7 protein-coding genes and 1 pseudogene are annotated in these 11,824 nt (G+C 60.7%); 7 read left to right on the top strand and 1 reads right to left on the bottom strand.

Annotation, left to right across the window (positions count from 1 at the left end):
• Window positions 1–220 (top strand): hypothetical protein (locus NKI18_RS31485; protein WP_353021760.1); only part of this gene is annotated, 220 nt, incomplete at its 5' end.
• Window positions 221–470: 250 nt separating this feature from the next.
• Here the strand turns inward: NKI18_RS31485 and metH are convergent.
• On the bottom strand, window positions 471–4,280 hold the full coding sequence (gene metH, locus NKI18_RS31490) for a methionine synthase (protein WP_352620814.1): 3,810 nt from the start codon (window positions 4,278–4,280) through the stop codon (window positions 471–473).
• Window positions 4,281–5,137: 857 nt separating this feature from the next.
• Between metH and NKI18_RS31495 the strand changes: the two are divergent.
• From NKI18_RS31495 to NKI18_RS31520, 6 genes and pseudogenes are all read left to right on the top strand, one after another.
• Window positions 5,138–6,020, top strand: a pseudogene (locus NKI18_RS31495) (sugar phosphate isomerase/epimerase family protein).
• 251 nt (window positions 6,021–6,271) lie between these two features.
• Complete coding sequence (locus tag NKI18_RS31500) at window positions 6,272–7,504, top strand: ROK family transcriptional regulator (RefSeq protein ID WP_352620812.1); 1,233 nt, start codon at window positions 6,272–6,274, stop codon at window positions 7,502–7,504.
• Window positions 7,505–7,762: 258 nt separating this feature from the next.
• Window positions 7,763–8,764 (top strand): tagatose kinase, encoded by a 1,002-nt coding sequence (locus NKI18_RS31505; RefSeq protein WP_352620810.1) that lies wholly within the window; start codon window positions 7,763–7,765, stop codon window positions 8,762–8,764.
• Window positions 8,761–10,074 carry a D-tagatose-bisphosphate aldolase, class II, non-catalytic subunit gene (locus tag NKI18_RS31510; protein WP_353021764.1) on the top strand — a complete coding sequence of 438 codons (1,314 nt, stop codon included), beginning with the start codon at window positions 8,761–8,763 and terminating at the stop codon, window positions 10,072–10,074. Before NKI18_RS31505 ends, NKI18_RS31510 begins: the two co-directional genes overlap by 4 nt.
• Window positions 10,071–10,799: an SDR family oxidoreductase gene (locus NKI18_RS31515; protein WP_352569006.1), complete on the top strand. Its 729-nt coding sequence runs from the start codon at window positions 10,071–10,073 to the stop codon at window positions 10,797–10,799. The genes NKI18_RS31510 and NKI18_RS31515 overlap by 4 nt, the downstream gene beginning before the upstream one ends.
• 39 nt (window positions 10,800–10,838) lie before the next feature.
• Window positions 10,839–11,612, top strand: coding sequence for an SDR family NAD(P)-dependent oxidoreductase (locus tag NKI18_RS31520; protein ID WP_023679412.1), 774 nt, complete (start codon window positions 10,839–10,841; stop codon window positions 11,610–11,612).
• Window positions 11,613–11,824 lie beyond the last annotated feature (212 nt).

Below are 11,824 nucleotides of genomic sequence, written 5' to 3' on the forward strand. Positions count from 1 at the left end.
CGGCTACCGGCTGACCCCGGTCGGCGAGGAACTGCTGCGGCGCGCCGAAGACGTCGAGGCGGCAATGCAGTCGCTGACCCGCTGGCGCGAGGGAAACCTGCCCTGTTTCGCGGCGAGACGCCGATCCGGTAAGCCTCAGGCATCGATCGGCCGCCAGCTGAGCCGCATGCTGGCGCTCATGCCCTGGCCGGGCTCCAGCGCCGTCAGGCCTTGGCCGTGATGCGCGTCGACCGGATGCGACACCGGTTCTCGACCGCTAGCTAGCGGGTCTAAGCGATTGGTTTCATTGTCAGCTTCCGTCCAGACTTGTTACGGGAATGCTCACCGCGTCCCATACTCCTGCTATGGAGATGCCTAGGATTTTCGCCATCTCTGCATCTTCTTGCCGCCTGCCGCCCAGTGGGTGAGCGGCGCGCCCGGCAAGGCTTGAATACAGGACGAATTCCACTTTGAAGCTGGTACGCCGACAACTATTCAGCGGCCTCAGCGACCTGCACTGGGATGTAATTCAGGATGGGCCCGAGCCACTGCTCGACCTCCGAAATTGACATGTCTTTGCGCCGTGCATAGTCCTCCACCTGATCGCGCTCGATCTTGGCCACCCCGAAATAATAGCTTTCCGGATGGGCGAGATAGATGCCGGAGACCGACGAGCCGGGCCACATGGCATAGCTTTCGGTCAAGGTGACCCCTGCGTTGCGTTCGCCGTCGAGCAGCCTGAACAGCGTCGCCTTCTCGGTATGGTCGGGCTGCGCCGGATAGCCGGGCGCCGGCCTGATGCCGCAATAGGGTTCGCCGATCAGATCCTCCGGGGCCAGGTTCTCGTCCGGCGCATAGCCCCACAACTCTTTTCGGACACGCTCGTGCAGCCGCTCGGCGAAGGCTTCGGCGAAGCGGTCGGCGAGCGCCTTCACCATTATCGAGGAATAATCGTCATTGGCCCGCTCGAAGCGCTCGGCGATCGCCACTTCCTCGATGCCGGCGGTCACGATGAAGCCGCCGAGATAATCCGCCTTGCCACTTTCGAGCGGCGCGACGAAATCCGACAGGGCGACGTTGGCCTTGCCGTCGCGCTTGGTCAGTTGCTGGCGCAGCGTGAAGAAGGTCCCCAGCTCTTGTGAACGCGTGTCGTCGGTGAAAAGCCTGATGTCGTCGCCGACGGCATTGGCCGGCCAGAAGCCGATCACGCCCTTCGGTGCGAACCATTGTTCCGCGATGATCTGCTTCAGCACCGCTTGTGCATCCTCGAACAGCTGGCGCGCCGCCGGCCCCTGTGCCTCGTCTTCGAGAATCTTCGGATAGCGCCCCCTCATCTCCCAGGTCTGGAAGAACGGCGTCCAGTCGATGTAGCGGGCGAGTTCGGCGAGGTCCCAGGTCTCGAAAACCTTCAGCCCAAGGAAGGAGGGGTTTTGCGGGACATAGCCCGACCAGTCGATCTTGTGGGCGTTTGCCCTTGCCCTGGCGAGCGGAAGGCGCAGCTTGTCGGCTTCGCTACGCGCATGCGCGTCCGCCACCTTGCGGTACTCGGCGCGTACCGTATCGACATAGTCGCCCTTTGCCTGGTGGGACAGCAATGACGAGACGACGCCAACGGCGCGGCTGGCATCTGTGACGTAGACCGTCTGGCCGCGCTCATAGCGCGGGTGGATCTTGACCGCCGTGTGAACGCGGCTGGTCGTCGCCCCGCCAATCAGCAACGGAATGTCGAAACCTTCGCGCTCCATTTCGGAGGCGACATGCGCCATCTCGTCGAGCGACGGCGTGATCAGGCCGGAGAGGCCGATGATGTCGACGTTTTGCTCGCGCGCCGTCCGCAGAATCTTAGTCGCTGGCACCATGACGCCTAGATCGATGATCTCGTAGTTGTTGCAGGCGAGCACGACGCCGACGATGTTCTTGCCGATGTCATGGACGTCGCCCTTGACCGTCGCCATCAGGATTTTTCCGGCGGTCTGGCGTTCGCCGGTGTCGATGCCGTTGGCGGCGTTGGCCAGCTTCTCGGCTTCCATGTGCGGCAGCAGCCCGGCGACCGCCTGTTTCATCACGCGCGCGGACTTGACCACTTGCGGCAGGAACATCTTTCCGGCACCGAACAGGTCGCCGACGACGTTCATGCCGGCCATCAGCGGGCCCTCGATGACATGGAGCGGCCGCTCGGCGGCAAGCCGCGCCTCGTCGGTATCGGCGTCGATGAACTCGGTGATGCCGTTGACCAGCGCATGCGAAATGCGCTTGTCGACAGTCCACTCCCGCCAGGCGAGATCGCGTTCCTTGGCCTCCTTGCCGGCGGTTCCCTTGAAGCGCTCGGCAAGTTCCAGCATCCGCTCGGTGGCGCTGCCGCCGCCCGCCGGCTGGCGGTTGTTGACGACGTCCTCGCAGGCTTCGCGCAGTTCCGGATCGATCGATTCGTAGACTGCAAGTTGGCCGGCATTGACGATGCCCATGTCCATGCCGGCCTGGATGGCGTGGTAGAGGAACACGGCATGCATGGCCTCGCGCACCGGTTCGTTGCCGCGAAACGAGAAGGACAGGTTCGAGACGCCACCCGAAATGTGGACGTGAGGTAGGGTCTGGATGATTTCCCGCGTCGCCTCGATGAAGTCGACCCCGTAATTGTTGTGCTCGTCGATGCCGGTGGCGATGGCGAAGATGTTCGGGTCGAAAACGATGTCTTCCGGCGGGAAGCCGGCCTGCTCGGTCAGGAGCTTGTAAGCGCGGGTGCAGATGGCGACTTTTCGCGCCTGCGTGTCCGCCTGGCCTTCCTCGTCGAACGCCATGACGACGACCGCCGCGCCATACGCGCGGACGAGTTTCGCATGGTGGAGAAAAGCTTCCTCGCCTTCCTTCATCGAGATGGAATTGACCAGCGGCTTGCCCTGCACGCATTTCAAGCCAGTCTCGATGATCTCCCATTTCGAACTGTCGATCATCACCGGCACGCGGGCGATATCCGGCTCGGCGGCGATCAGGTTGAAATACTCGACCATCGCCTTCTTCGAATCGATCAGGCCCTCGTCCATGTTGATGTCGATGATCTGGGCACCGTTGGAGACCTGATCGCGCGCGATGTCGAGGGCGGCAGGGTAGTCGCCGGCGGTGATCAGTTTCCTGAATTTCGCCGAGCCGGTGACGTTGGTGCGCTCGCCGACATTGACGAACGGAATTTCCTTGGTGAGCGTGAAGGGTTCCAGACCTGACAGGCGCATTTTGCGCTCGATCTCCGGAATGGCGCGCGGCGGATATTTCCTCACTGCCGCTGCGATGGCGCGGATGTGATCCGGCGTCGAGCCGCAGCAGCCGCCGACGACATTGACCAGTCCCTCGCGCGCAAAACCCTCGATCTGCGCCGCCATGAATTCCGGGCTCTCGTCGTAGCGGCCGAACTCGTTGGGCAGGCCGGCATTGGGATAGGCACAGGTGAAGGTGTTGGCGACGCCGGAAATCTCGGCGACATGTGCGCGCATGGCGTTGGCGCCGAGCGCGCAGTTGAGGCCGACCGTGAACGGACTGGCGTGGCGGATCGAATGCCAGAAGGCCGTCGGTGTCTGGCCCGACAGCGTGCGGCCCGACAGGTCGGTGATCGTGCCTGAGATCATGACCGGAAGATGCACGCCCTTTTCGAGGAAGATCTCGTTGCAGGCGAAGATCGCCGCCTTGGCGTTCAGCGTGTCGAAGATCGTCTCGATCAGGATGATGTCGGCGCCGCCGTCGATCAGGCCGCGCAACTGCTCGCCATAGGCGATGCGCAGATCGTCGAAGTTGACGGCGCGATAGCCGGGGTTGTTGACGTCCGGCGACATCGAGGCGGTGCGGTTGGTCGGTCCCAGCGCGCCGGCGACGAAGCGTCGCTTGCCGTCTTCCTGTTGGGCGCGAATGCAGGCCCGCCGCACCAGACGGGCACCGTCCCGGTTCAGGTCATAGACCGCATCCTCCATGCCGTAATCGGCCTGGGCGATCGACGTGGAGGAGAAGGTGTTGGTCTCGATGATGTCGGCGCCGGCAATCGCGTACTGGTAGTGGATTGCCTCGATCGCTTTCGGCTGCGTCAGGATCAGCAGGTCGTTGTTGCCCTGTTGATGGCAGGCGCAGCCGACGAACTTGTCGCCGCGGAACTGTTCCTCGTTGAAGCCATGCCCCTGGATCTGCGTGCCCATCGCGCCGTCGAGGATGAGGATTCGTTCGCGGGCGGCCGATTCCAAGGCAGAACGAATCTCCGATCCATCCGCCTTGGCGACAACGGGTCCGAAAAGGGAATCCAAGGAGGATTCAGAATGCACCACGGTGAGCCTCGGCTTCCAAGATCACACACCGTGACATAAACATATCTTTATGTCAAAATATGATGTGCTCATCGTAACCTTTGATACGTCATGGCAGGCATCACGCTGGTCATTAGCCCCACTGCCAATGCGGCAAGGCCTATTCCGAGTTCATGTCTCATCTTTCACTCCTCCAAAGAATCTTGAATGTCAGTCCGTCATTTCGCAGTCATGGCAATGTTCCTTCTCGCCAGACCGGAAACCTCCTGGCCATCAAAGGCATTGTGGGGGCCCCGCCTCCGCGATTTCCTCCAATCGGCCCGGTGGCGCCTCCCGGCTTGATCCAAATTTAAGACGCCAGCGCACGGGCACTGGCCCTATGAAGATTCATCGCTTTTCGTGCCCGCACCCGAACAGAAAACTCCCCTCAGGTGCTGGCCTTGGGAGGCAACATTTTCTGCTGTTTCGAATTGCCGGCTTGGTCTCAACTCACGGACCGAGTTGGCCATATTCATGCGAACGAGCACAGAAGAGCGCTATCAGCCCATCTATCGCGAAGAGCGGAGAAATTGGATCAGGGCAAGTTAATTTCCTCCTCCACGTTTCGCTGGTTGGGCAGCGTTATATGTTGTTCTTGACAACAAATTAAACGGTACGGGAATTCTGTCAAGCCAAAAAACCCGCCGAGGCAGCGGCCCCGGGATTCCGCGTATTATCCTCTGCATATTTGCGTGAATGATGCTCGATCCGGTTAGGAGTTGCCGCGCGCACAAGCATTAGTTGCGCCGTCGAGGACCTTGACATTTGTCACGATGGGGGCATTTTTGTTGTCCTTGTCAACATTTATAGAGTCGCCAGTACCCAGGAGGAAACAGCCGATGCGCAGATTGGGCATTCATTCGTTCGTATGGACCGGCGGTGGCACTCAGGCCATGCTTGAAGAAGCGATGGAGAATTCGGCTGCGTGCGGTTACCGGCTGATCGAGTTTGCGTATCTTCAACCCGAAAAGTTCGACATCTATCGCCTCGCCAAGAAGGCTCAGTCGTTAGATCTCGAAATCGCCGTCACCATGGGCCTGCCCTTGGGCGCCGATGTGTCGAGCGAGGACGGCGCTGTCGTGAAGGCAGGTGATTACTCGCGAATGCAGTCGCGGCGGTGCGGGACATCGGCGGCACCAAGCTCGGGGGCATTCTCTATTCCGCGCATACGAAATACTCGATAATGCCGAGTGATCGCGGCCGCAAGAACAGCATTGCAGCCATTGCCAAGACGGCTGACGCAGCAAAGAAGGCCGGCGTCGATCTGGTCCTGGAGGTCGTCAACCGGTTCGAGACGAATCTCTTGAACACGGCGGCTCAGGGCCTCGACTTCATCAAGGCGACCGGCTCTCCGATCACGTCACGCTCCATCTCGACACGTTTCATATGAACATCGAAGAGGCCAATCCAGCGGCGGCCATTCGTCTGGCCGGCGACAAGATCGGCTATTTTCACATCGGCGAAAGCAATCGCGGCTACCTCGGCGATGGAGTGATCGATTTCGATCGCATCTTCGACGCGTTGCTAGACATCGGCTATAACCGCGACATCACCTTTGAATCGTTCTCCAGCGCCGTGGTCGATGAGGGTCTGTCCCTCGCATGCGCCATATGGCGCGATATCTGGACCGAGAACATGCCGTTGGCAAAGCACGCCAAGGCCTTCATCGACCTGAAAATGCAAGAGGCGGTTCGTCGGCGAACGACGAATGCCCGTCCATAAGTCGAGGACAATCTGATTATGCGGCAGTGCGGACCCTCTGCCTAAGGCGCCCTGCTCCGCGGTCTTCAGCGCTGTAGTGCTGCGGTTTTTTCGCTGTTCATCGGCAGCCTCGGATCCGTGAGACAGAAGCTTCGGGGGATGCGTGTTCAATAAGATCGCGCCAGTTGCTGCACGCCTGCGCGGCGTGTACCAAGTGAGCGCGTTGTGGTTGCGTTCGGCTTGCGGACCGCAGGTAACCTGGAGAGACCTAAGTGAATGACCCGGCGCTGACCGCCAGTTCAAATCGCAGGATTCGACAAAACAATGAAGTGGCGGCTCTAAGAGCCCTTCATCAATTTGGACGTCTCACTCGAGCCGAACTCGCGCGCAAGTTACGGCTTAACCGCTCTTCGTCGGGGCATATCATCGCGAGCCTGACGGCTGACGGTCTGGTGCGCGAAGCAATTGAGGATCTGCCTGAACAAGCGGGCTATGCCCGAGCCGGCCGTCCCGGCATCATGCTGGAGCTTGTGCCGGATGCTATTTTCTTCCTTGGGGTCGAGATCGGTGTCGAGCATATCAGTACGGTAGAGATCGATCTTGGAACCAATATCGTTTCGACGAATGTGGAACCGTTTGATGGTCCGTCGATCAACGTAGAGGCCGCGGTCGACCGCGCCGTGAGGCTGGCTCTCCAATCTATTCCTGTGTCAAAACTGGAGCGATGTGAAGGCGTTGGCGTATCAACCCCGGCGCAAATGGATAAGAATGGCTTCGTCCACTTTGCGCCGCTTCTCGGCTGGCGAAATGTTCACCTTGCAAAGCTGGTGAGAGACGCCCTGCCGATTCGTGTTCCGGTCCTTGCCGAGAACGATGCCAACGCATTCGCGATCGGCGCGACTTACGGGCGCAGCGAGGTGCATTCCGGCGTCACGCTTTTTCTCGTTATGGAGAGCGGTGTCGGCGGCGGCATTATCGTTGACAGCAGCCTTTTTCGCGGCGCCAACGGGCTGGCGGGGGAGATTGGGCACTTGATTATCAGCGACGCGCCAGGCCCGCGCCGCAATCTCGAACAACTAATCGGCCTTGAAAACATTATGGCCGATTATCGCAAGACCTCCGCCCTCAGTGATCCGACATTCGGCAACTTCCTTTCCGATGTCCAAAACCGGTTGCCCAGCGCCGTCTCAACAGCCGAGGACTGGGCAAGGGCTTTGGCAATAGGCCTGGTGCAGACTTGCCGAATCATCGACGCCGACAAGATCGTGCTAGGCGGTTCGGTCGCCGCACTCTATCCCTTGATGGCTGCCAGGGTCGCTGCACACATCCATGCCATACAGGAATCCAGTTTCCCGTTCGCATCGATCACAATGAATGATGAAGGAACTGTCGGTTCCGCCTTCGGTGCGGCCTGCATGTTACATCAGCGATACTTGTCTCTGCAAAGCCAGCGTTTCGCCGACGGTACGGCGGAACTCGAAGGGGCAGAGGAAGACGAAGACTAATGTCCAGGTTCGGCACTGCCGAACCGATGCTGCTGCTCGGGCTACCCGTCTGATCGCGATTTAGAACGCCATTGTGGCGTGTCCGTCTCGATTGATTAATATGTTGCATAAAGCTACAAACATAATTAATGTAGCCTCTGGAGGAGCATCCCGCATTCCCATCGTGGCCGTCTCGGGTTGTCGTTCGCTGTGGAGCGAGCGGCCGCAACCTCCAGGCGCGTGCTCCAGTCAAAAGATGTGCGCTAGCCGAGTTGTATGATGCCCGCAGATGCGATTTTAAGTCAGACCAAGCTCGCACCCGACGCACTAGGGCCGACGGTGGTCATCGGCGAGATCCTGGTGGAGATCATGGCTAAAAGTCGCGGCGACGGCTTTCTCGAGCCGATAGAGCTTATCGGCCCCTTTCCCAGCGGCGCGCCGGCGATTTTCATCGATCAATGCGCCAAGATCGGCGGGTCGGCGGCAATTGTCGCCTCGGTCGGCGATGACGATTTCGGCCGCATCAACATCGAACGGCTCCGGTCTGACGGCGTGGACGTATCGGCCATCTCGGTCAGCCAGGATTATCCGACCGGAAGCGCGTTTGTTCGCTATCGCAATGACGGCTCGCGCGACTTTGTCTTCAACATCGGAAAATCGGCGGCGGCCCTGGTGAGCCTGACGGTTGAAGCGAAGGCGCTCTTCGAGCGGGCTGGACACCTCCACGTCATGGGTAGCGCTTTTGCCATCCCGGGTATCTGGGAGACGATGGATTATGCCATCGGCGTCATCAAGCGGCGCGGCGGCTCCGTTTCACTTGACCCGAACTTGCGCAAGGAATTGCTCGGGCTCGGGCAGACGCAGGAGCGCTTCGCCAAGCTCGTCGATGTCGCCGACCTTATCCTGCCCTCCGGCGACGAATTGTTCATGGCAGCTGGAGTTGATGGTGAATCTGCCGCGGTCATCGCGCTCTTTGGGCGCAGTGTGACAGAGATTGCGCTTAAACGCGGCGAACACGGATCAACATTCTTCGGTGCTGACGGCTCGCGGATTGATTGCTCGGCGTTCAGGGTTGCGGAAATTGATCCGACGGGCGCTGGCGACTGTTTCGGCGGCGCTTACGTCGCTTGCCGCCGTCTCGGCATGCCTGTGTTCAAAGCCCTAGAGTATGCCAATGCCGCGGGAGCCCGCAACGTTACTATTCAAGGTCCGATGGAAGGTGCCGCCTCGCGTCGGCAGCTTGACGAATTCATCGCCGTGACCCCGAGAAACGCTCGATGACCGGTCTCCTCAAAAGGCTGGCGGCGGCGCGGCGCCATGGTTCGCCGATAGGCGTCACGTCTGTCTGCTCAGCGCATCCATTGGTCATTCGGGCAGCAGCGCGCAATGCTGCACGCTTCTCCGACATGCTTGTGATCGAAGCAACCTGCAACCAGGTCAACCAGTTCGGTGGCTACACCGGAATGCTGCCCAGCGATTTTGTTCGTCTCGTCCAGCACATATCGGCAGAAGAAAAGCTTCCGATGGAAAGGATCATCTTCGGTGGGGATCACCTTGGGCCAAATCCGTGGCGCGGGGAACATGCCGGCGCAGCGATGGCGAAGGCAGAAGAGATGGTCACGGCGTACGTGTCCGCCGGCTTTCGAAAGATCCACCTCGATGCTTCGATGGGATGCGCCGGCGAGCCTGCCGCGCTCGACGACGCCAGAACGGCGGAGCGTGCAGCGCGGCTGGCCTTGGCGGCAGAGCGCGCGGCGCGCGCCGCAGGAGATGAGGCCCCGGTCTACATCATCGGCACCGAGGTGCCGACGCCCGGCGGCGCCAACCATGCAATCAGCGACATTGAGCCGACCAGCGTAGCGGCGGCGACGCACACGATCGATGTTCATCGCGACCTGTTCCTGAAGCAAGGCTTGGCCGATGCGTTCTCACGCGTCATCGCACTGGTGGTCCAGCCCGGTGTGGAGTTCGGCAATGAGAATGTGGTCCTTTACGATTCCGCCAGGGCACGCGGGCTGACGCGGCTGCTCGAGCAGGAGCCTGGCCTGGTCTACGAGGCGCATTCAACCGACTACCAGGGACGAACATATTTGCGCCAATTGGTCGAGGACGGCTTCCCGATCCTGAAAGTGGGGCCGGAATTGACCTTCGTCCTGCGTGAGGCGCTCTACGCGCTGGACCTTATCGCGACCGATCTTTTGCCTGACTACGGAGCCCGTCCACTCTATCAGGCCATGGAGCGATTGATGCTGGCCAAACCCGGCAATTGGCAGGGCCACTATCACGGCTCGGAAGCCGAACAGCGCATCCAGCGCCACTACTCGTTCTCGGACCGCATCCGGTATTACTGGAACCAGCCGGAGGCGGAAGCAGCGGTCGCGAGCCTGACCGCGGCCCTGCACGGCAAGACGGTGCCGCTCACGCTGTTTCGCCAGCATCTGCCCGCATTCGAGGCGTTTGCAGGCAAACCGCTCGAGCCTACCTCGTTACTGATCGCCTCGATCCAGCGCAGCCTGGACGAGTACCGCTTCGCCTGCACGGGCGAGGCACTCAACACCGAAAGCAACCCGACGGCTGGAGGACGAAGATGAGCGAACAACTCTCTGGAAAGGTCATTGCAATCACGGGCGCGGCATCGGGTATCGGCCTTGCTTGTGTCCGTGGTTGTCTCGATGCTGGCGCGCGGGTGGTCCTGATCGACTATGCGGATGAGAAACTGCGCAGCCTGGCTGCTGATCTCGGCGAGAACGCGATTCCTTTGAGGGTGGATCTCACCAATCCGGAAAGCGTGGCAGGCATGATGCCCGGCATTCTGGACAAGGTCGGTCACCTCGACGCCTTCCATGCCAATGCCGGCGCCTATATCGGCGGCGATTTCATTGATGGTGATCCGGACGCCTTTGACGGGATGCTGAACCTGAACGTCAATGCCGTATTCCGAACGGTCCATGCGGTCCTGCCGCACATGATCGAGCGGGGCACGGGAGACATTGTCGTCACCAGTTCCGTTGCCGGCCATACCGCAATACCATGGGAGCCGATCTACACCGCTTCCAAGCACGCAGTTCAAGCGTTCGTCCATGCGCTGAGGCGACAGGTGGCGAAGCACGGCATCCGTGTCGGCGCGATCGCCCCCGGACCGGTCCTGACGCCCCTCGTCGCCGACTGGCCGAAGGAGAACCTCGACCGGGCGATGGCGGCCGGAAATCTGTTTGAGCCGAAGGAAATTGCCGAAGTCCTGCTGTTCATGCTGACCCGGCCGAGAACGGTGACAATTCGCGATATCGTCATTCTGCCGACCAACTTCGACATTTGAGACGTAGCGTCTCGGCATCGAAATTCGGGGAGGTAGGCCATGTACCAAGCGCGCTTCAGGGTGGACAACGAGGTCGCCGTGGTGACCGGCGGAGGCAGAGGTATTGGCCTCGCATGTGCCGAAGCGTTGGGCGAGTCCGGAGCGCATGTGGTCATCATAGAGCCCGACGAGCAGATCGGCAGTGCTGGCAGGGATGCACTGACTGCGAAAGGCTACTCGGCCGAGCTGATGCTCGGTGACGTCACTTCGTCAACAAGGATGAGCGAGATTGCTGACACGCTCGCCACTCGTGGCACGCCGGCTTCGATTCTCGTCAACAATGCCGGCGTCGGCAGCAGCGGCATTTCGTCGGAAGATATCAGTGATGAACTCTGGCTGTGGATGATGAACGTCAACATCAACGGCGTCTTCTGGTGCTCGCGCGCTTTCGGCCGCCACATGATCGCGGCCGGCCGCGGCTCAATCGTCAATCTGGGTTCCATGTCGGGCACGATCTGCAACCGGCCGCAGCCGCAAACACCTTACAATGTCTCCAAGGCGGCCGTGCATCACATGACCCGCTCGATCGCCGCCGAATGGGCGCCTCATGGCGTGCGGGTTAACGCGGTGGCGCCAACCTACATCGAAACGCCGATGGTCCTGGCGATTCCGGAAAACGCGCCGCGTATAGAAGCGTGGTTGCGAGACACGCCAATGGGCCGCATGGGCCAGGCGCACGAAGTCGCCAGCGCTGTCCTGTTCCTCGCTTCCGACGCGGCCAGTTTGATGACCGGAGCCGTCGTACCCGTCGATGGGGGATTTACGTGCTGGTAGGACCGTAGCAGCCAAGAGTTTCCTCCCGGTCACTTCTCTCACCGAAGCTCGAGCTCGAGAAGGTGGATGCGGCTTCGGCCGCCGGCACATCGCCTTAGGTAACCTCGGCGCCGATCGCAGCCAGCGCGAACCACGTCGAAATCCTTGTCCCCAACCAACAGTCGAGCCGCCCGCCAGGCACCGCCGACCAATGTAGATCGGCAATCTGTCAG

This window comes from Mesorhizobium sp. M0800 (assembly GCF_040320095.1).
In the GTDB taxonomy this organism is placed as follows: domain Bacteria; phylum Pseudomonadota; class Alphaproteobacteria; order Rhizobiales; family Rhizobiaceae; genus Mesorhizobium.